Source organism: Paraburkholderia kururiensis JCM 10599 = LMG 19447, from assembly GCF_003986935.1.
Lineage (GTDB): Bacteria > Pseudomonadota > Gammaproteobacteria > Burkholderiales > Burkholderiaceae > Paraburkholderia > Paraburkholderia kururiensis.
Map to the genome: position 1 here is coordinate 154841 of NZ_RJZE01000018.1, position 21402 is coordinate 176242.

The 21402-nt window shown below is 64.6% G+C and carries 16 protein-coding genes; 12 read left to right on the forward strand and 4 right to left on the reverse strand.

Annotated features, from left to right (window positions below; genetic code table 11):
* Nucleotides 1–11: 11 nt before the first annotated feature.
* The 6 genes from PKKP23_RS21935 (at nt 12) to PKKP23_RS21960 (ending at nt 6894) form a co-directional block, all read left to right on the forward strand.
* Complete coding sequence (locus PKKP23_RS21935) at nt 12–2339, forward strand: bifunctional salicylyl-CoA 5-hydroxylase/oxidoreductase (RefSeq protein WP_126878437.1); 2328 nt, start codon at nt 12–14, stop codon at nt 2337–2339.
* A gap of 70 nt (nt 2340–2409) precedes the next feature.
* On the forward strand, nt 2410–3534 hold the full coding sequence (locus tag PKKP23_RS21940; protein ID WP_126878408.1) for a cupin domain-containing protein: 1125 nt from the start codon (nt 2410–2412) through the stop codon (nt 3532–3534).
* A gap of 49 nt (nt 3535–3583) precedes the next feature.
* Nucleotides 3584–4534 (forward strand): fumarylacetoacetate hydrolase family protein, encoded by a 951-nt coding sequence (locus PKKP23_RS21945; RefSeq protein WP_126878409.1) that lies wholly within the window; start codon nt 3584–3586, stop codon nt 4532–4534.
* Nucleotides 4535–4571: 37 nt separating this feature from the next.
* Nucleotides 4572–5603 (forward strand): carbon-nitrogen hydrolase family protein, encoded by a 1032-nt coding sequence (locus tag PKKP23_RS21950; protein ID WP_017776350.1) that lies wholly within the window; start codon nt 4572–4574, stop codon nt 5601–5603.
* Nucleotides 5600–6358, forward strand: coding sequence for a maleate cis-trans isomerase family protein (locus PKKP23_RS21955; RefSeq protein WP_126878410.1), 759 nt, complete (start codon nt 5600–5602; stop codon nt 6356–6358). The genes PKKP23_RS21950 and PKKP23_RS21955 overlap by 4 nt, the downstream gene beginning before the upstream one ends.
* A gap of 92 nt (nt 6359–6450) precedes the next feature.
* Nucleotides 6451–6894: a MarR family winged helix-turn-helix transcriptional regulator gene (locus tag PKKP23_RS21960; RefSeq protein ID WP_026121766.1), complete on the forward strand. Its 444-nt coding sequence runs from the start codon at nt 6451–6453 to the stop codon at nt 6892–6894.
* Nucleotides 6895–6948: 54 nt separating this feature from the next.
* On the opposite strand, the gene PKKP23_RS21965 is transcribed toward PKKP23_RS21960, so the two are convergent.
* Nucleotides 6949–7572 (reverse strand): flavin reductase family protein, encoded by a 624-nt coding sequence (locus PKKP23_RS21965; protein ID WP_126878411.1) that lies wholly within the window; start codon nt 7570–7572, stop codon nt 6949–6951.
* A 213-nt stretch (nt 7573–7785) separates the two neighbouring features.
* A complete protein-coding gene (locus tag PKKP23_RS21970) occupies nt 7786–8703 on the reverse strand; it encodes a LysR family transcriptional regulator (protein ID WP_126878412.1) in 918 nt (305 codons plus the stop codon).
* A 135-nt stretch (nt 8704–8838) separates the two neighbouring features.
* Between PKKP23_RS21970 and PKKP23_RS21975 the strand changes: the two genes are divergently transcribed.
* Nucleotides 8839–9594: an SDR family NAD(P)-dependent oxidoreductase gene (locus PKKP23_RS21975; RefSeq protein WP_017776355.1), complete on the forward strand. Its 756-nt coding sequence runs from the start codon at nt 8839–8841 to the stop codon at nt 9592–9594.
* A gap of 32 nt (nt 9595–9626) precedes the next feature.
* Here PKKP23_RS21975 and PKKP23_RS34855 read toward each other — a convergent pair whose 3' ends face one another.
* Nucleotides 9627–10118 (reverse strand): winged helix-turn-helix transcriptional regulator, encoded by a 492-nt coding sequence (locus tag PKKP23_RS34855; protein ID WP_275094583.1) that lies wholly within the window; start codon nt 10116–10118, stop codon nt 9627–9629.
* A gap of 68 nt (nt 10119–10186) precedes the next feature.
* Here PKKP23_RS34855 and PKKP23_RS21985 point away from each other — a divergent pair, with 68 nt between their 5' ends.
* The 5 genes from PKKP23_RS21985 (at nt 10187) to PKKP23_RS22005 (ending at nt 19933) form a co-directional block, all read left to right on the forward strand.
* Nucleotides 10187–10963: an SDR family oxidoreductase gene (locus PKKP23_RS21985; protein ID WP_126878413.1), complete on the forward strand. Its 777-nt coding sequence runs from the start codon at nt 10187–10189 to the stop codon at nt 10961–10963.
* A gap of 384 nt (nt 10964–11347) precedes the next feature.
* Nucleotides 11348–14230 carry an ATP-binding protein gene (locus PKKP23_RS21990; RefSeq protein ID WP_126878414.1) on the forward strand — a complete coding sequence of 961 codons (2883 nt, stop codon included), beginning with the start codon at nt 11348–11350 and terminating at the stop codon, nt 14228–14230.
* A 191-nt stretch (nt 14231–14421) separates the two neighbouring features.
* Nucleotides 14422–16215 carry a sensor histidine kinase gene (locus tag PKKP23_RS21995; protein ID WP_126878415.1) on the forward strand — a complete coding sequence of 598 codons (1794 nt, stop codon included), beginning with the start codon at nt 14422–14424 and terminating at the stop codon, nt 16213–16215.
* Nucleotides 16216–16429: 214 nt separating this feature from the next.
* A complete protein-coding gene (locus PKKP23_RS22000; RefSeq protein WP_420873244.1) occupies nt 16430–17932 on the forward strand; it encodes a sigma-54 dependent transcriptional regulator in 1503 nt (500 codons plus the stop codon).
* Between the two features lie 618 nt (nt 17933–18550).
* Nucleotides 18551–19933: an undecaprenyl-phosphate glucose phosphotransferase gene (locus PKKP23_RS22005; RefSeq protein ID WP_126878416.1), complete on the forward strand. Its 1383-nt coding sequence runs from the start codon at nt 18551–18553 to the stop codon at nt 19931–19933.
* 356 nt (nt 19934–20289) lie between these two features.
* Here the strand turns inward: PKKP23_RS22005 and PKKP23_RS22010 are convergent, their stop codons facing one another.
* Nucleotides 20290–21291 carry a GlxA family transcriptional regulator gene (locus PKKP23_RS22010; protein ID WP_017776362.1) on the reverse strand — a complete coding sequence of 334 codons (1002 nt, stop codon included), beginning with the start codon at nt 21289–21291 and terminating at the stop codon, nt 20290–20292.
* Between the last annotated feature and the right edge of the window lie 111 nt (nt 21292–21402).

Below are 21402 nucleotides of genomic sequence, written 5' to 3' on the forward strand. Positions count from 1 at the left end.
AGGAGACGATGATGAAAATTGCGTGTATCGGCGGCGGCCCGGCGGGGCTTTATTTCGGGTTGCTGATGAAGCTCCAGAATCCGTCCAACGAAGTGGTCGTGATCGAGCGCAACCGCCCGTATGACACCTTCGGCTGGGGCGTGGTGTTCTCCGACGCCACGCTCGACAATCTGCGCGCAGCCGACCCTGTGTCGGCCCAGCAGATTGCCGACGAGTTCAGCCGCTGGGACGACATCGACATTCATTTCAAGGGCCAATGCGTTCGCAGCGGCGGCCACGGTTTCATCGGCATCGGCCGAAAAAAGCTGTTGAACATTCTCCAGGCGCGCTGCGAGCAGGTCGGCGTGCAGCTCGTATTCGAGACCGAGGTGCGCGACGATCAGGAGGTGGCAAGACATTACGGCGCCGATCTCGTGATCGCGTCGGACGGCATCAACAGCCCCGTGCGCACGCGTTACGCCGAGACGTTTCAACCGGACATCGATCAGCGCCAATGCCGCTTCGTCTGGCTCGGTACGAACCGGCTGTTCGATGCGTTCACGTTCATCTTCGTGCCGACCGAGCACGGCTGGTTCCAGGCGCATGCCTACCGCTTCGAAGAAGGTCGCTCCACGTTCATCGTCGAGTCCACCGACGAGACGTGGCACGCCGCAGGTATCGACAAGATGTCGCAGGAAGAGGGCATCGCCTTCTGCGAGCAACTCTTCGCGCCGTGGCTGCAAGGCGAGCGGTTGATCTCGAATGCGTCACACCTGCGCGGCTCGGCCATCTGGATTCGCTTTCCGCGCGTGATCTGTGGCAAGTGGGTGCATTGGACTCGGCCTGACGGCAATGCCGGCCGCGAAGTGCCGGTCGTGCTGATGGGCGATGCGGCGCATACGGCGCACTTCTCGATTGGATCGGGCACCAAGCTGGCACTAGAAGATGCCATCGAGCTCACCAACGTGCTCAAGGCCAAGCCCGACGATCTGCACGACGCACTCGCGCATTACGAAGCGGTGCGAAGCGTCGAGGTACTGAAGATCCAGAACGCCGCGCGCAATTCCACGGAGTGGTTCGAGAACGTCGCGCGCTATGCAGACCTGGAGCCCGAACAGTTCGCCTATTCGCTGCTCACGCGCTCGCAACGCATCTCGCACGAGAACCTGCGCCTGCGTGACCCGAAGTGGCTGGACGATTACGAGCGCTGGCTCGCACAACGTGCCGGAACACCAGCCGCGGCAGGCGAGCGGCCGCGGCCACCGCTGCTCACCCCTTACACGGTGCGCGGTGTGACGTTGAAGAACCGCGTCGTGGTTTCGCCCACGCTGCTTTATTCGAGCGAGAACGGCGTGCCTGGGTCGTTCCATCTCGTTCATCTGGGTGGACGCGCACTAGGCGGTGCGGGGCTCGTGCTGACCGAGGCGACCGCGGTCTGTGCCGAAGGCCGCATGACGCCGGGATGCCCGGGCCTCTGGAACGATGAGCAGACCCAGGCATGGCGAGGCGTCACCGATTTTGTTCATGCGCACAGCAGCGCGCGTATCGGCGTGCAGTTGAGTCATGCGGGGCGACGCGGCTCCACGCAACTGGGCTGGCAGCAGCCCGATCGTCCGCTCGCGCACGGCAACTGGCCGCTCGTTTCGGCAAGCGCGCTGCCGTACCTGCCCGGCGTTTCGCCGGTACCGCGCGAAGCGAGTCGTGCCGATCTCGAAGAGATCCGCTCGCTCTTCGTCGCCGCAACGCGGCGCGCTATCGAGGCCGGCTTCGACTGGCTGGAACTCCAGGCGGGCCACGGGCAGTTGCTGTCCAGCTTCATCTCGCCGCTCACGAATCACCGCACCGACGAGTACGGCGGCTCGCTCGAGAACCGGCTGCGCTTTGCGCTGCAAGTGCTGGCGTCTGTACGCGATGCGTGGCCGGCCCATCTGCCGCTTTCTGTGCGCATATCGAGCACGGACTGGGTGGCAGGCGGCACGACCGTGGACGAAGCGGTGGAAATCGCGCGGCGCCTTCATGCGGCCGGTGCCGATCTCGTGGACGTGTCGTCGGGCGAAGTCTCGGCAGAGCAGAAACCCGTGTATGGCCGCATGTTCCAGACGCCGATGGCCGACCGCATCCGCAACGAAGCGGGCGTGCCGGTCATCGCGGTGGGCGCGATCACCGAAGCGGATCAGGTGAACGGCATCGTCGCGTCGGGCCGCGCGGATCTTTGCGCGCTGTCGCGTCCACATCTCGCGGATGCGTCGTGGCTCTTGCGTGAAAGCGCGCAGATGGGCTGGAAGGACGTGGAATGGCCCGCACCGTGGCTGCCCGGTAAAGACCAGCTGGAACGCAGCTTCGCGCGAGGCCGCTCATGAGCGCGCGTCATCCGGCGCGAGCGTGCGTGGCCGCGCAATCCGGATTTCATCGACACCTGGGAGATTGACGATGACCACTCAACCGTACGACCAGTATCGCGAAGAGGTGGCGGGACGCGCAAACGTGGCCGATACGCCCGAACTGCTGTCGTATTACGCGGAACTCGATCGCCTGAAGACGGGCGCGCTGTGGACCGTAGCGAACAAGATCGAACCGTGGCAGCCGCAGTCGGAATCGGTGCCGGTGCTGTGGCGTTATGCGGACCTGCGCGAGCACGTGCTGCGCTCGGTCGCGCTCGTCACGCCCGAGCGCGCCGGGCGTCGCGTCATCTATCTGAACAACCCCGGGCGTCGCGATGTGTCGGCGGCAGTGGGTTGGCTGTACTCGGGGTTGCAGGTGATGCACCCCGGCGAGCGGGCGTCGGCGCACGCGCACTCGTCGTCGGCGTTGCGCTTCATCATGGAAGGGCGGGGCGCCTACACGATCGTGGACGGCCACAAGATGACGCTGGGCGCGAACGACTTTGTGCTCACGCCAAACGGCACGTGGCACGAACACGGCGTGGAGACCGATGGCCTGCCCTGCATCTGGCAGGACGGTCTCGATATTCCGCTCGTCAACGCCCTGGAGGCGGGCTTCTACGCCGTGCATCCCGACTTGCAGCAGGCGGTGGGCTACCCCGTGGACGATGCCGTGTCGCGCTGGGGCGGCGCCGGGTTGCGGCCGCACGAGGCACGCTGGAACAAGCCGTATTCGCCGCTCTTCAAATACGAGTGGGCTCCCACGTATGAGACGTTGCAGCGCTACGCCAAAGCGTGTGCCCCCGATCCGTTCGACGGCGCATTGATGCACTACACGAATCCCGTGACAGGCGGCCATGTGATGTCGACGATTGGCGCCAGCATGCAACTGCTGCCGGCCGGATTCGCCGGCAAGGCGCATCGCCACACGGGCAGCTTCATCTATCAGGTGGCGAAGGGGCGAGGCTACTCCATCGTCAACGGCCACCGCTTCGACTGGCAGGAGCGCGACATCTTCTGCGTGCCGTCATGGGCGTGGCACGAGCACGCGAACGCGAGCAACAGCGAAGACGCGTGCCTGTTCTGTTTCAACGACTTGCCCGTCATGGAAAAACTTGGCCTGTATCGCGAGGAAGCGCTGGCCGACAACGGCGGCTTTCAGCCGCTGGCGTAACCGCGACGGCGCTTTCCTTTAAGAGCCCGAACCTTCTCTGGAGAATGACATGCGACTTGTAACCTTCCGCGCTCACGTTGGCGCTGCGGCACGTCTGGGTGCCATCGTGAGCGACACCGTGGTGGACCTGCAGCGCTTCGGCGAGCAGACGGGCCACGCGCTGCCGGACGACATGCTGGAATTCATCGACCTCGGCCCGCAAGCGGTGGCCGCCACCACGGCGTTGCTTGCCGAATACGATGGACGCTGGCCGCTCGGCACAACGGTACCGCTTGCGAACGTGAAGCTGCTCGCGCCTATTCCGCAGCCACGCAAAAACATCTTCGGCATTGGCCTCAACTACGTGGAGCACGTGGCCGAATCGAGCCGCACGCTGGACACGTCCAAAGAACTGCCGAAACAGCCCGTCATCTTCAGCAAGCCGCCCACCACGGTGATTGGCCCGGGCGATTCGATCGAGCACAACGAAGCCATCACGAAGCAGCTCGATTGGGAAGTGGAGCTGGCGGTGATCATGGGCACGCGCGCGAAGAACGTAAGCGAAGGCAACGCGCTGCGGCACGTGTTCGGCTACAGCCTGCTGATCGACATGAGCGCACGCGACTGCCGACGTGCCGGTCAATGGATTTACTCGAAAGGGCAGGACACGTACGCGCCGTTCGGTCCCGTCATCGTCACGGCCGACGAAATTCCCGACCCGCACGTGCTCGATTTGAGTCTCAAGGTGAATGGCGTGACGAAGCAGAGCTCGAACACGCGCTACATGCTGTTCAAGGTTCCGACGCTCATCGCGGATATCAGCGCAGGCATTACCCTGGAGCCGGGCGACATCATCGCAACGGGCACGCCGGAAGGGGTGGGCGCAGGCCGCAATCCGCAGGAGTGGGTGTGGCCCGGCGACGTGATCGAAGCGACGCTGGAAAAGATCGGCGAACTGCGCAATCCCGTGGTGGGCGTGGGCAGTGCCGGCTTCGAGCGCGCCAACGCGCGCCGCGCTTAACGCGTACTCACACGCACACGGACAGAAGGATCGCGTCATGCTCGAACTTCCGCAATTCAAGGCCGCTGCGGTTCAAGCCGCGCCGGCGTTTCTGCAAACCGATGCGACGGTGGACAAGGTCTGCCGTCTCATCGAAGAAGCCGCCGACAACGGTGCCCGGCTCGTGGCGTTTCCCGAGGTGTTCGTAGCCGGCTATCCGTACTGGAGCTGGATCATGAACCCGGTGGAGGCAAGCCCGTGGTTCGAAAAGCTCGCGCGTTCCGCGATCGAACTGCCGGGCCCAGAAATCGCGAAGATTGCCCAGGCCGCGGCACGGCATCGCATCAACGTGGTGATCGGCGTGAACGAGCGCAACCGGCATGGCATCGGTACGCTGTACAACACGGTAGTCACCATTGCTGACGACGGTCGCATTCTGGGGCGTCACCGCAAGCTCGTGCCGACGTGGGCCGAAAAGCTCACGTGGGCGCCCGGCGATGCATCGGCGCTGCGCGTGCACGACACCAGCATTGGACCGCTCGGCGCGCTGGCATGCGGCGAGAACACCAATACGCTCGCGCGGTTCGCATTGCTCGCACAGGGCGAACTCGTGCACGTGGCGAGCTATATCGCGTTGCCCGTGGCGCCTGCGGACTACGACATGGCGGAAGCCATCAAGGTGCGCGCGGCGGCCCATTGCTTCGAGGGCAAGCTGTTCACCATCGTCTCATGTTCTACGGTATCCGAAGAGATCATCGAGGCGATGGCCGCGACGCATCCGCAGTCGCGCGAACTGCTTGCCCGTCGGAACAGCGCGTTTTCTGGCGTACTCGGTCCGGATGGGCGCGTGATCGGGCAGCCCCTCATCGACGAGGAAGGCATCGTGTATGCCGATATCGATCTGTCGCGCTGCATTCAACCGCGACAGATGCACGACATCACCGGCCACTACAACCGCTTCGACGTGTTCGATCTGCGCGTGAATCGCCGTCCTCTGCAAGCAGCGCGTTTCGAAGACACCGCGGCATACGACGAACTCAACGTTGCCGCGGAATCGAGTTTCGACCTCAACCAGGAGACGCAGCCTTGAGCGCCGCCCGTACTTACCGCGTCGGCCAGATCGTGCCGTCGTCGAACACCACGATGGAAACGGAAATTCCCGCGATTCTGCGCGCACGCGAGGCCGTGGCGCCGGAGCGCTTCACGTTCCATTCCAGCCGCATGCGCATGAAGCACGTCACGAAGGAAGAGCTGGCGTCGATGGACGCGGACAGCGACCGTTGCGCGCTCGAACTTTCGGACGCGCGCGTGGACGTGCTGGGCTATGCGTGCCTCGTGGCGATCATGAGCATGGGGCGCGGCTACCACCGCGTGTCCGAAGAACGGCTAGCCCGTCGCACGCAGGAGAACGGCGGGCCGGCGCCAGTCGTGACGAGCGCGGGCGCGCTCGTGGATGGCCTGCATGCGCTGGGCGCAAAGCGCGTGTCCATTCTCACGCCCTACATGAAGCCGCTCACGCAACTCGTGATCGACTACATCGAGAACGAGGGCATCGAGGTGGTAGACAGTATTTCGCTGGAAATTTCGGACAACCTGGAGGTGGGCCGTCAGGACTCGCGTGCGCCCATCGAGATCACGAAGCGGCTTAACACGGCCAACGTCGATGCGGTGGTGGCCTCGGCCTGCGTGCAGATGCCGTCGCTGGCGTCGGTTCAGCCGATTGAAGACCGCGTGGGTTTGCCCGTTCTTTCGTCATCCGTAGCAACGACATGGCAGATGCTCAAGCGGCTGGGTTTGAGCACCGCGGTGCCGGGGTTTGGGTCGCTGCTGGACGGGACGCATTGACGGTGTCTGCGCAACCCGATGCCTCGCGGACCGACGCCGCGGGGCAGGTAGAATCGCTGCTGGTTCCGCAAGACGATGAGGCAGCGACGGGCATGTCCAAAACCAAGGCGTTTGTCGACGACTATTTGCCGGCGCTGCTCGGTCAGGCCTGGCATCTCGTTTCCACCGAGTTTCATGCGGTGGTCGAGCAGCGCGGGCTTTCGGTGCTGGAATGGCGGGTGCTGTCGACACTCGCCAGTAACGGACCCTTGAGCATTTCCGTGCTGGCCCAGATGACGGTCAGCAAGCAGCCCACCGTCACGCGTCTGCTGCTGCGCCTCGAGGCCCAGGGGCATGTGGAGCGCTCCACGAGCCGCGACGACCGGCGCTATACGCTGGTGCGCGTCACGCGCAACGGGCGGCGCCTTGTCGCAGGGCTGATCGCGCTCGCGGAGGAACACGAACGCGCAATTCTCGAACCGTTCAGCCAGCAGAAGATCGATACGTTGAAGGATATTCTGCGCGAACTCATCGAACGGCATCGGCCGCCGGCGTAATGCGGCGCACCCGCTCCGCCACACCTCAGCTGACCACACCTCGGCCGGCCGCACCTACTTCGGCCGATACATCGTGAAACGCCCTTGCGGCAGGATCTCGAAGTAGTCCGCGGGGCCGCCTGCCCGCAGAATGGGCCGTGCGCTCACAGTGTCGTAGATGCCGTCGCGCAGCAACGCGCGATCGATATGCACGGCGACCACTTCACCCATCACCATCCACGTGTCGAGCGCGTGCCCGTCGGCGCGAGTCAACTGCTGGATTTGCGTGACGCGGCACTCCAGCGCGACCGGACTCTGCGCGACACGTGGAGCCGCCACGATGGAACAGGCAACTGGAGTCAGCCCCGCAAGAACGAACTCGTCCACCTCGGGACCGGCTTCGATACTTGTTTGATTGAGCGGTTCTGCAAGGTCGCGCGTCGCCAGGTTGCAGACGAATTCGCGCGTGGCTTCGGCATTACGCACGCTGTCTTTCTTGCCTACGCTTGAAAAGGCAACCAGTGGCGGGCGGTAGTTGAAGACGTTGAAGAAGCTGTAGGGCGCGAGATTCAGACGGCCTTCGGTGTCGCACGTGGAGATCCAGCCGATCGGGCGCGGACCGAGAATGGCCGGAATCGGATCGTGAGCCAATCCGTGTCCGTTTTCGGGTTGGTAGCTATGCATCGTGTTGCTGATCATCAGGCGCCTGGCTTGAAGTGGGACGAAGTCATGACGCAAGCGTAATTCGAAACGGCGGCGGTTCGGCGAGCCCACGCGAAATACTTGCAGGAGACGGTAGTTGCTTGCAGCGGCTGGACTGCGAGCGCGGTTGCCTGTGCCATGCAACGGTTGCCGTCGAAAAGCGATTACAGCGGCGCGTTGCCCTTTACCTCTTCGCGTCGCATTCTCGTATCACTTTGGCCACTGCCACGAAGGCTCGGACAGATGCTTTACCAGGTAGTCCGATAGCGCGCTTACCTTCGCGGGCCGTGCACGCGCAGACGGCGTGACGAAATACAGACCGCCCGTCGTCAGCGACCAGTCGGTGAGGATGGCCTCCAGTCGACCGTCGGCCAGATACGCCGCCGCGATGAACTCAGGCAGTTCCGCGATAGCAAGTCCGTCAAGCAAGGTGGGCAGCAGCGCGTCGGCATTCGTGACGCGCAGCGGACCCACGGGCGTGACCGGCTCTTCGTCGCCAGCGTCGTTCGTGAAGCGCCAAACGTCGCTGCGCGCGCGGTACGCGTACGAGAGACAGGGACGGTCGGCCAGCTCGCGCGGATGGGTAGGCCGGCCCTCGCGTTTCAGGTATTCGGGCGATGCCACAACGAATTGCTTCACCGTGCACAGCTGGCGCACCACCAGCGACGAATCGGGCAACGCCGCGATGCGCAGCGCCGCATCGAAGCCCTCGGCCACCAGATCGACGGTTGCATCGGACAGGTGCAGATCGATGCTGACCTCCGGATACGTGCGAAAGAAGCCGGGCAGCAACGGCGCGACCCAGCGCAAGCCGAACGACATCGGTACGGCGAGGCGAACGAGCCCGCGTGGCTGCACCGACATCTCGCGCGCCGCGCTTTCCGCTTCTTCCGCCTGGCGATAGATCTCGCTCGCCTTCTCGCAGATGGTGCGCCCGAACTCCGTCAACGCGAGCTGTCGCGACGTGCGGTTGAAGAGCCGAGCGCCCAGCCGGTCTTCAAGACGCGCCACGCCGCGTGAGACGGTAGCGACGGACACGCCCATCGCGCGGGCCGCCGCGGCGAACGACCCTTCTTCAGCCACCTTGGCGAACATCGCGAGTCCTTCGAAATCGGGCAGTTTCGTCATTTCATTTCTGCAACGTTGGTTTTCGATTAATTCTATTTCGAAAAGAAGAGGTCGTCGATATTCTCCTCACATCGCAGCACGAACACCGAACCGCAGTACCTCATTCACGCATTGAACGAACGAAGGAGAAACGTCATGGCACGCAAACTCGAAGGCAAGATCGCACTCGTTACCGGCGCAACCAGTGGCATCGGCCTCGCCAGCGCCCGTCGCTTCGCCGCGGAAGGCGCGCACGTCTACGTTACCGGCCGCCGCGAAGCGGAACTGGAGGCGGCGGTGAAGTCGATCGGCGCAAGCGCCACGGGCGTGCGCGTCGATTCGACGAAGCTGGCCGAACTCGACCGCCTCTATGCGCAGATTCGCGAAGAGAAGGGCCGTCTCGACGTGCTGTTCGCGAACGCCGGCGGCGGGTCGATGCTGCCGCTTGGCAGCATCACTGAAGAGCACTTCGACGACACGTTCGACCGCAACGTCAAGGGCATGCTGTTCACGGTGCAAAAGGCATTGCCGCTGCTCGGCAAGGGTTCGTCAGTGATCCTGACGGGTTCGACGGCGGGCAGCGCCGGAACGGCCGCGTTCAGCGTCTATTCAGCCTCCAAGGCTGCCGTACGTGCCTTCGCACGCAGCTGGATTCTCGACCTCAAGGACCGCGGCATTCGCATCAACACCATCAGCCCAGGCGCCACGCGTACGCCCGGCCTTGCCGAACTGGCGGGCCCGGACGCCGCACAACAGCAAGGCTTGCTCGACTATCTCGCCACGCTGATTCCGATGGGCCGCCTCGGCGAGGCCGACGAAATCGCGAGTGCCGCGCTGTTCCTTGCCTCGGACGATTCGAGCTTCGTGAATGGCGCCGAACTCTTCGTCGACGGCGGCCAGCAGCAGATCTGACGTGACCGCGAACGCGGGCTCTTCATCAGCGCCTACGCGCCGTCCTTCGCTGCTCGCGACGGACGGCGCGACGCCTTGATAGAGCGCAATTCGCTGCCATGCGCTTCGACCCATAGCCACACGCTGCAAAACGCCGCGCACAGGCTCGATCCGAGTTCGGTCAGTTGATACTCCACGCGTGGCGGCACTTCGGGGTAAACGGTGCGTGTCACGAAACCGTCGTCTTCCAGTTGCCGCAACGTCTTCGTCAGCATCCGCTGGCTGATGCCGCCCACCAGTTCGCCGATGCGTGTAAAACGCAGCACGCCGTTCTGTGCCAGCACTTCCAGCACACACATGGTCCACTTGTCGGCAATGCGCGCGATGGCCTGCATGACCATGTCGTCGATTTCGGGCGTGGACGGCGTGCCGTGTGGCGATTGAAATACGACTCGCCTGCCGGCTGCGGAGTGGGTCTGCGTGGGTGTCTGCCTGGGTGTCGCCGCAGTTGTCCCATTACTTACCGTCGTGTTCGTATCGGCCATAAAAGTGCCTACTTCCGGAAAGAGACTGACGGAATTATGCTCCGCTACGTCAACCCCAGGAGAACACGATGAACGTCACCGGAAATACGATTCTGATCACGGGCGGCGGCTCGGGCATCGGTCGTGCGCTGGCCGAAGCGTTCCACGGCCTTGGCAACAAGGTCATCATCGCGGGCCGTCGCGAGGCGGCATTGCGTGAAGTGGCCGAGGCGAATCCCGGCATGGAAACAGCCGTGCTCGACGTCAGCGACGCCGGCGCCATCGAACGCTTCGCAGCGAAGCTCGTGCACGACTATCCGACGCTCAATGCCGTGCTCAACAACGCGGGCATCATGGCGCTGGAGGACTGGCGTAAAGAGCCGGTCGATCTCACGGTGGCCGAATCGACCATCACGACAAATCTGCTCGCGCCGATACGTCTCACGGCTGCCTTGCTGCCGCATCTGAAGAAGCAGGCGCGCTCCACCGTGATGTTCGTGTCGTCGGGACTGGCGTTCCTCACGCTGGCACCCACCGCCACGTATTGCGCGACGAAAGCGGCCATTCATGCTTTCAGCGATGGGCTGCGCTATCAGCTGCGCAATACGTCGGTGGATGTCGTGGAGATCGTGCCGCCTTATGTGCAGACCGAACTGCTGGGCGCACATCAGGCGACGGACCCGAACGCCATGCCGCTTGCCGAATTCATCGACGAGGTCATGACGATTCTGAAGACCCAGCCCGACGTGCGCGAAGTGCTCGTCAAACGCGTGCATCCGCTTCGGTTCGCGGCGCAGCAGGGTGACGAGAAATACCGTGAGCAGTTTCAGGCCTTCAACGACCGGTCTGAAGAAGCGCTGCCTTAGGTCGGTCATCTCGATACGGTTTGGCGTTCGCGCTGCTTCTCTGAGAAAAACTCGGCGGCCATTGTTCTGAAATCGAGTTTCGTCGCTGCGGCGACGAAGCAACGCACTGGTGCGGGATCGAGCACTGCTCGCCGGCCGCAATCTCCTTTAAGCGTTCCCTTCGCCGCTGGCGCCCGGCGACCCACCGCCGCTCCGGCGTGCGCGGTGCACCCTGTCTCGTCCTTTTGTCGTTGTACACTCCGGTCTCCCGCTGTCGTCGGGCAACGACGTGGCGGTGCGCCGCCGTCCCCGTGATCGCCGTTGCCATTCGACGCGGCATCGAAGCATGTGAGCATGGGCAGCAGTTGATTGCCAGCGTCATGGTCTTCAACACCACTCCTTCTCATGAAGACGATCAAGATCGGGCAACTCGAAGTCTTGCTCGACCGCCGCGAAGTGCGGGTGGACGGGCGCAAGGTGCGCACAGGCAGCCGGGCCTTCGACATCCTCGCGCTTCTGATTGCGGCGAGAGGCGACGTTGTGGCGAAAGACGACATCATTCGCCGCGTCTGGCCGACCACGGTGGTCGAAAAGAACAATCTCGAAGTCCACGTCTGCGCGCTGCGCCGCGTGTTCGGCCGCGAGCGGGATCGTATTCGTACGGTGCCTGGGCGAGGGTACCGGTTGATTCTGGACGGCGCGCCGCAGAGCCTTTCCACGCCCGGCCCGGCGAAGCAGGGCAGACCTGGGCAAGGCTCGTCGAAGCCCGTTGTAAGCCCCACTACAACGCCGGCGGCAAGGCCCGTCGTGCAGGCACCCGTCGACTCATCGCAACCCGCTCGCGAAGGCACGGCGCAACCGTCGGTTTCGGACAACCCTCAAGAGCCGGCGCTATCCGACGCCAGGTCAAGGTCGCGCCAACCGCTGCCTGCGCGTATGCCGGAGTTGATCGGCCGGCATGAAGCGCTCGCCGGGATAGCTGATGCGTTGCGCGCACACCGCATCGTGACGCTCGTCGGGACGGGCGGCATCGGCAAGACCCGCCTCGCTATCGAACTCGCGCATTTCCTGCAGCATGAGTTTGCGGATGGCGTGGTGTTCGTCCCGCTTTCGGCCGCGGATGGCTGGCGCTCAGCGCTCGATGCGCTCGCGGTCGCCATGGGCAGCCGGCTTGCGGCGGGCCCCGCTGCGCTGGCGCAAGTCGCTGACGAATGGCGCCAGCGCGAGGCGCTGATCGTGCTCGACAACTGCGAACAGATACTCGACATCGCCGCCGCCATCGCCGAATCTCTCGTGGCGGCCGACGGTCGCATCCGCGTGCTGGCCACGAGCCGCGAAGCGCTGCGCGTGCAGGACGAAACGGTCCACCACGTTCAGCCCCTCGCATTACCGTCGCCCACGGTCGGGGTGAGCGACGTGCTCGACACGCCCGCCGTGCAGCTTTTCCTCACGCGCGCGCAGGCCGACGGTGCGCATTTCGTGCTCGACGAAGCCGCCGTTCGACTTACCGCAGACGTGTGCCGCAGGCTCGACGGCATTCCGCTCGCACTGGAACTGGCTGCGTCGCGCGCGGCCGTGCTGGGGCTCGGCCAGCTCGCGGCGAACCTCGACGACCGCTTCAGCATCCTCACGGGCGGCCGCCGTACGGCGTTGCCGCGCCATCAAACGCTGCAGGCTACGCTCGACTGGAGCTACCGCCTGCTCGGCGAGGAAGAACAGAAGCTGTTGCGCTGGCTGGGCATGCTGGTGGGCAGCTTCACGTTCGACGCCGCACGCGCCGTGGGCGACTACGCGGGCCTCACCGCAATCGCGACGCTCGATGCACTCAGCGGACTCGCGGCGCGCTCGTTGCTTGCCACGGAACCGGAAGGCGCGGGCTACCGTTATCGCCTGCTCGAGACGACCCGCGCGTACGCCCGGCAGCAACTCGACGACGGGGGCGAGCGCGCGCGAGCCGCCGACGCGCATGCCTCCCTCGTCCTGACGCTGCTTCGCGAATTGCAGAAGCAATGGACCCAGCAGCCCGTCGAAGAATGGCTCATGCACTTCACACGCGAACTCGGCAACGTGCGTGCTGCGCTCGACTGGACGCTCGAAGGCGCCGGGGATGCCGCGGTGGGAATCGAACTCGCGGCCATCACGGTCCCATGGCTGTATGAGCTTTCGCTGGTGGAGGAGTGCTGCAGCCGTGCCCGCGCAGCGTTGCGACGCATCGCGCAGCGAGGCGAGGCCGCGTTGCCCGTCGACCCCGAAACGCCTATGACGCTGGTTGCCGGCCTCGCGGCAGCGGCCGTTTATACGGACGGTCCGCTCGAAGAAACACGCGAGGCCTGGTCGCGCGTACTGGATCACGCGCTGGGCGCCGGCAACACGGGGCACGCCCTGCGCGCGCGTTGGGGCTTGTGGAACTGGCATCAATACGGCGGACGCGCCCGCGAGGCGCTTACGCTCGCGCGCCGTTTCGGCGAGCAGGCGCGCGCGACCGGCGAGGCGATTCATGCCGTGCTCGCGGCCCGCGTGGAAGGCATCGCGGAACACTACGCGGGCAATCAGCCGCGCGCGAGAGAGTTGCTCGAACAGATGATCGGGCAATACGAAGCGCCGCTTGCGCGCTGGCACACAATGGGCTTTCGCATCGACCATAGCGTCGTCGCGCGGGCCACGCTCGCCCGGGTGCTGTGGACGCAAGGCGAACGGCACGATGCGTGCGAACTGGCCGCCCAGAGCTTTCACGCCGCCATGCGTGCGGACCACGAGATCGTCACGTGCTACGTGCTCGTGGAGGCGGCGGTGCCGCTCGCGCTCCTCAATGGCGATGCGGCTGCGGCGAAGCAGGGCATCGGCGTATTGCAGCGCCTGTCCACGCGTTTCGGCCTCACGATCTGGAGCACCTGTTGCACCTGCTACGACGCCTGGCTCGCCACGCTGACGCAGCCCGGGCCTGACGCCACGGCGCGCCTCGCGGTCGCCATTGCCGCGTTGCGGGCCACGCGCTTTCTTGCGCCGCTGCCGATGCTCTCGGGCCAGCTCGCGCGCGCACTCATGAACGAAGCACGCGACGGTGAAGCGCTCGCGGTGATGGGCGAGGCAGGCCGTCATTGCGAGCAGAGCGGTGCGCGCTGGTACAAGGAGGCGCTGGAGCGCATCCAGGACGAAATACTCGGCACGCCCTACGGCGATAGTGCCGCGCGGCGCACCGTCGCGGCCGTGACAGGCGACCTCGACCGGCCGCTCATGGCGGCGCCCGAGATTCGCGCCGCCATGGGCGCACCGCGTTTGCCGCAGTAGCGGTCGTTGACGCGGCAAACGCCCGCTGTCTGGGCTCTAGGTCGCGCGACAAAGCGTGACGACGATGCCTGGCGCATAGGGTTATGCCTGCGAAAGCAGGCCCCGAAAACCCACAAAAACCCGGTAGTTACGGCAGGTTTTTCATGTGCGAGAATAAGTTTCCGATTCGCGAACGGTAGGTGGGCCATTGCATGCGATCGGGTCAGGCCATCGGGGGAGGCGAATTGAGGGCGCTCACGGACGTATCGCATCTGTTCCTGTCGACGCTGCCGCCCGACCGGCGCCAGCGCCGGCTTGCGGCGGTCATGATGGTTGCCTCCGTGGCGATGCTGGCCGCGCTTGCGCCGTTTGCGCGCGTGCAGTTGCCTGCGGTCTGGGCCTTCATTCCCGTCTACGAAACCGCGATCATCGTCATCGACCTGGTCACGGCCTGGCTGCTGCTCAGCCAGTTTTCGATTCTGCGTTCCCGTTCGTTGCTGCTCCTTGCGGGCGGCTATCTGTTTTCCAGCCTGATCGCGTGCGCGCACATGCTGAGCTTTCCCGGGCTGTTCGCGCCGTCGGGACTGCTCGGCGCGCACGACCAGACCACCGCCTGGCTCTATATGTTCTGGCACGGCGTGTTTCCCGTCGCGGTGATGGGCTATGCATCGAGCCGCGGCGAGGGCGGCTCGCGCCCCGCGTCGGCGCGCGGTGCCGCCATACCGGTTGTGTTGTGCGTTGTCGGCGTGGCGGTGGGCGCAGCTGCCTTCATCCTTCTTGCGACCACGTGGCACGACGCGCTGCCGCGCATCATGCGCGGCTCGACCATGGCGTCGAGCATATTCGTCGTGGTGGGCACGGTCTGGGCGCTGAACGTGGCCGCGCTCGTGGCGGTGTGGCGCCGCACGCCGCGCTCGGTGCTCGATCTTTGCGTGATGATCGTGCTCGTTGCGTGGCTATGCGATATCGCGGTGTCCGCGGTACTCAATCACGGTCGCTTCGACCTGGGTTTCTACGCGGGGCGCGTATATGGCTCTCTCGCTTCGACCGTCGTGCTGTTCGCGCTGCTGTTCGAGAACGGCAAGCTGTACGCGAAAACGGTGCGGGCGCTGGAAGGCGAGCGCTTCAAGCACCGCCTCGTACAGGAGAAGACCGACGAGTTGAACGAAGCCAACGAGCAGCTCGAACAGCGCGTCATGGCGCGCACGGCGGAACTTACCGCATCCAACGACGAACTGCGGCGCGAGGTGGAAGAGCGCCAGCGCGCACAGCGTGACCTTGCCGCGTCGCGTGAGGAGTTGCGCGAGATGTCGGCCATCAGCGCGTCGGCGCGCGAAGCGGAGCAGCGGCGCATTGCGCGCGAACTGCACGACGAACTCGCGCAGACGCTTGCCACCTTGCGAATCGATCTGGAGTGGCTTATGGAGCGCGTGCCTCAGGACGACGCGGCGCTCGCGCGCAAGATTGCGGGCATGCATGGTTTGCTCACCGACGCCGTGGGGTCCACGCGGCGCATTGCCGCCGACCTGCGTCCGTTGATGCTCGACGATCTCGGGTTCACCGCGGCCACGCAATGGCTCGTGGAGAACTTCGAAAAGCGTTACCGGATGGGTTGCACACTGCATATCGAGCCGGCCGACCTCGCGCTGGCCGAACCCTATGCAACGGCCGTGTTTCGCATCGTTCAGGAGTCGCTTGCGAACATCGCGCGGCACGCGCAGGCTTCGCACGCCGAAGTGGACCTGCGTTATCGCGACGGCACGCTCGCCCTCACCATTCGCGACGACGGCGTTGGCTTCGACCCGGGCAGCACGCGCAAACCCACTTCGTTCGGCCTCGTGGGGCTGCGCGAGCGCGCGTATCTGGTGGGCGGCACGTTGCGCATCGACACGTCGCCGGGAAAGGGGACGCACGTCGAGGTCCATCTTCCGCTCAGCGTGGACGCGACCGGTGGCAGCGGCCAGCCGGCGCCGCAGAACGGCACCCTGCCGAATACGATCCGCTGACGGCGTATGCCGCGAGCGCCACGAAATCGGAAAATTCCTACGCCGGGTCCACAAGTCCTACACCGATTACGGCCACGACCGATACAGCACGCGGCCCGAAATCGCCACACTGCATGCTGCGGGATTTTGGCCGCGCCGCGCGGACGCCTATGATGAACGACAGGCCGCGCCGCATCCAGCGACACCATTTTCATCGGACAAGAACGTGCAGAAGGTGCCCAAAGGGAAGACCGATACGCTTCAGACGCATGCGGCGGAAGTGGCCGGCGACGACGCGCGCGCGGACGCTCACGTGCGGCGGCTCGTCTACGTGGCCCGTCAGCATGACGAATCGTTGATGGCCTACCTGCGCGAGGCCGGCTGGGAAGTCGTGGCCGCGCGTACGCCCGCTCGCGCGGAAAAGGCGGCGTGCGGCGCGAGCACCGCAGGCTTCATCGACCTGTCCGGCTTCGCACCACGCGACTTCGCGGAACTCGAAGCTTGCCTGAAGACCTCGCCGCTCGGCTGGGTTGCCACCGCAAAGACCAAACAGCTCGCCGATCCCACCGTGCGCCGTCTCATCAGCCAATATTGTTTCGACTACGTCACGCTGCCCATTCCGTGGGACCGCTTCGCCGAGCGGCTGGGGCATGCGCTCGGCATGGGCGCGCTGGGCGCCCAGCTGCAGACTGCCGAAGGGGCGAGTCATGACGCGATGATCGGCGAATGCGATGCGATGAGGCAGCTCTTTCGCACCATCCGCAAGATCGCAGCGAGCCATGCGCCCGTGTTCATCTCCGGCGAATCGGGCACGGGCAAGGAGCTGACGGCGCGCGCTATCCACGAACACTCGCCGCGCCGCGGCGCGCCATTCGTCGCGCTGAATTGCGGAGCCATTCCGCATCACCTGCTGCAGTCCGAACTCTTCGGTTACGAGGCGGGCGCGTTCACGGGCGCGACGCAGCGCAAGACCGGCCGCGTGGAGGCGGCCGAAGGCGGCACGCTCTTTCTCGACGAAATCGGCGACATGCCTATCGAGGCGCAGGCAAGCCTGCTGCGCTTTCTCCAGGAGGGCAAGATCGAACGGCTGGGCGGCCTGCAATCCGTGGCGGTGAATGTGCGCGTGATCTCGGCCACGCACGTCGACCTTGAAGGCGCGGTGCGTGAAGGGCGCTTTCGCGAAGACCTGTTTCACCGCCTGTGCGTGCTGCGCATCGACGAGCCGCCGCTGCGCGAGCGCGGCGCCGACATCGAACTGCTCGCGAATCACATGCTGGCGAAGTTCCGCTCGGACAGCACGCGGCGCATTCGCGGCTTCACGCCCGACGCCATCGAGGCGATGCGCTCGTACGGCTGGCCTGGCAACGTGCGCGAACTCATCAATCGGGTGCGTCGTGCCATCGTGCTGGCGGAGCATCGGCTCATTTCCGCTCACGACCTTGAACTGCGTCCTGCCGACGAGGGGCCAATGACGCTCGCCCAGGTGCGTGAGGCTGCTGAAAAGCGCGCCATCGAAGCCGCGCTGTTGCGGCGGCGAAACCGGGTGGGCGAAGCGGCCGAAGCGCTTGGCGTGTCGCGCATCACGCTGTACCGGCTCATGAATGCGTATGGCATGCGCCCGGCGGCGGAAGACGCACCTCACGATGCAACCCATGACGACACAACCCCGGCGTCTCCCGATGGCGGCACGGCGCCGGAGGCCGGTGCACCGTCCGGCGATAGCGGAAACCCGGTCTGACGGCGGCGTTGTGGCGCGTTGCGCGCCGCAACGAGCCTGAACATTGCGTTTTTTTCCGCGTTTTTTCCCACGGTTTTTTTCGCATTTCTCCCGCTTTTCCCAATCTGGCATTTCCTTTTCTTGCGCCGCGCCGATGCTCACCTGAATCGGCTTTATGTGCGCGTGCAGCAACTTGGCGGAATCCATCACGAGCGTGACGGAATTCGACATTTGGCTTGCCATATCCTTCTAGCCATGGGTCGCATCAAGCCGGGCGAGCGCGATGCGCTCGCAGCGTTTCGCTGTGAGGCCCGTCTTTCAAGGCCGTTGGGTCTATCGATCGTGTAGGCGGCGAGGGGAGCGGCTTGCCGTTTTAGCGTGAGCACGCGCGTGATTTCGCACCCGAATATGGTCGCGGTGGAGTGCTATTCACGCGGCGATTTTTTGCAGCTATTTCCGATATTGGAAATGGCATCTTGAAAGTCAAGCCGAATGCCTGATCGAAAAATGGAAATGACAAATCAAATTCGGTAATGGATCCGCTAACCGATTTATCGCTTGTGTCCGGTCGTTGTCTTCCTCGCCTGCACGACCTCGCTTCGAATTGAGCTACGCATCCTCGCAACGGAGAAAGCAGACATGGCCGGATTCCAGGGAGTGTTCGCGCGTGCAGTGGATGTCGCGCTGATCGTGGGCGGCGGCGCGCTCGCGTCGCGTATCCGCTTCGAGGAACTCGCAGACGCGCATTCTCCCGCTGCCTTCATCGCGTTTGCCGCAGCGTTTGCGCTCGCTGTGCTGCCGGCCTTCGACATCTACGAATCGTGGCGAGGCCGTTCGGCGCTGCACCATGCGGGCCAGTTGCTGCTCGCGTGGCTCGTGGTGCAGGCCTGTGGCGTGGCGCTCATGTTCGTTCTGCACCAGAGCGTACTGATCTCGCGGCTGTGGTTCGCGTACTGGACCGCCATGACGGGCGTTGCGTTGGTCGCTTCGCGGGTGGCCTCGCACCTCGTGCTCGCCCGACTGCGCAACGCGGGACTGAATTTGCGGCGCGTCGCAGTGGTCGGGTTTGGCGGGCGGTCCGATCAGGTGCTGCGCAACATCGAGGTGTCGGCGGCGAGCGGTTTTCGTGCATGCGCACGCTTCGATCTGCGCGACGCCGGCAACGCGGCCGGGCACGCTACGCTGCCTGCCTTCGCTAACCTCGACGCGTTCGTGCAGTACGTGCGCGCTGAGCGTGTGCAGGAAGTGTGGCTCGCGCTGCCGTTGTCCGAGGAGCGCATGATCGCGCGCGTCGTGAACGAGTTTCGCGACGACCTCGTGAACATCCGCTTCATCCCGGACGTGAGCGACATGACGCTGTTCGACAGCAGCATGATCGAGCTGATCGGCGTGCCCGCCATCAACCTGATGGCCTCGCCGCTGCCGCTTCACGCGAAGCTGAAGAAGGAGCTGTTCGACCGCTGCTTCGCCGCCGTTGCGCTCGTCGCACTCTCGCCGCTGCTGCTCGCGATCGCCATTGCCGTGAAGCTCTCGTCGCCGGGGCCCGTGCTCTTTACGCAGTTCCGCAAGGGTGCGGACGGACGCGTTTTTCGCATCTACAAGTTCCGCTCCATGCGCATGCATCGCGAAGAACCCGGTGTGGTGCGGCAGGCTACGCGCAACGACTCGCGCATCACGCGTGTGGGCGCGTTTCTGCGACGCACGAGCCTCGACGAACTGCCGCAGTTCTTCAACGTGCTGCTGGGCGATATGTCGGTAGTGGGGCCGCGGCCGCATGCCATCGAGCACGATGAGCTGTACCGGAAGATCGTCGATGGCTATATCCATCGCTATCGCATCAAACCCGGCATCACCGGCTGGGCTCAGGTAAACGGCTATCGCGGCGAGACCGACCAGCTCGAGAAGATGCAGGGCCGGGTCGAACACGATCTCTACTACCTGCGCAACTGGTCCTTCGCGCTCGACATGCGCATCGTCTTCGCGACCATCGCCAAGGGCTTCATGCATCGGAATGCTTATTGAATTGGGCTGAGCGGCGGGAGCGCGGGCGCTCCGGTCGCCTCGGCGGTTCTTGCTGGCTCCGCTCCTTCCGCTGTTCTCTGCTTTCTTCGTTAATCTCCCAGCCAACGCTTGCTCGTCCGTCCAGGCCACGCACCCTGGGCGCGCGAGCATGCGCTTGTGTTCCGGTAGCGCCCCCGCGAATTCGCCCCAAAAAAGAACCCGCCGATACAACAGGCGGGCGCAAACGGGGCCAAACCTCACGCGTTACATCAGACGCATACGCAAGCTGCATGACGTGACCTGCGCGCCGCGGCTCCGGTCGCGCGACCCCCTCTGTCGTTTCACGTCATGCTGAGCGGACTATGTGCGCGGCGCAGCTACATGGTCTTGACCGCGGGCCGCCTTGTTGCGCGATATTCGGTCGGCGTCGAACCGAGGTGTTTGCGGAACAGCTTCGAGAGACGTCCGCCGCTGCCAATGCCGCACCGACGTGCGATCTTGTCGACGGGTAGATTCGTTTCGGTAAGCAGGCGACAGCTCATGTCGAGGCGCACGTAGAGCAGGTATTCGGAAGGCGTTACGCCCATTTCCATCTTGAAGCGCCGCAGGAAATTGCGCTCGCTCATGGCGGCCACCTGCGCGGCGTCGTCTATGGAGACCTGGCGGTCGCCGTTCGCCTCGATCCAGCGTGCTGAAGCCTGAATCTGTTCGCTGATGCAGATGGACGCGTTCTTGCGCACGATGGCCGTGAACTGCGTTTCGGCGGGCGGCGCCACCCAGTTGCCGATCTGCCGCGCCACATCCGAACCGTGGTCTTCCTGCACGACAGCAAGCGCCCTGCGCAATGGATTCACGCACTCGGACAAGATGCGGTTGCCGGGTGCATTGCGCGTGAGTTCGCCCATGCGCTCGCCGTGCGAGTCGTTGCCTGCCGTCTGCGCGATACCCGCTGCTTCGAGCAGCAACCGGCCTTCGCCGATAGGCACGATGGATTCGCTGCGCGGATACGCGCGGCGCAGCCACGTGATGAGCCGCTCGTCGCGCAGCGCGTGACTCACGCCCACGCCGCCCACGATGAAGAGCGTATGAAACGGGTCGGTGAGGCGATGCGCCTCCACACTCTCGGTCCAGACGAACACGGAAGACGAGCTTGCGATGCGGCCGCCCGATGCCGAGAGCAGGCACACCTCATAGCGCGTGCCGCCGCGCTGCGAACTGGTGAAGTCGTTCGCAGCCTGGAAGACTTCCACGATCGTGGCGGCACCAGGAAGGGCAAAGCCGTTGAACAACGCGATGCCAATACGTTTTGTGATGCGCGTTTCAGGCATGACGCTCGCCGGTGCTGCACGATTGACCTGGACGTTGACAATGCACTCCATCTGACTTCCCCGAAAGATAGGTGGTCCACTCCGACTGGCATTGAGGCGGATTAATTGGTCGCTCGATGCTACCTGGCGTTTATCTCAAGCGTAATTTACTGGCCGATTTCG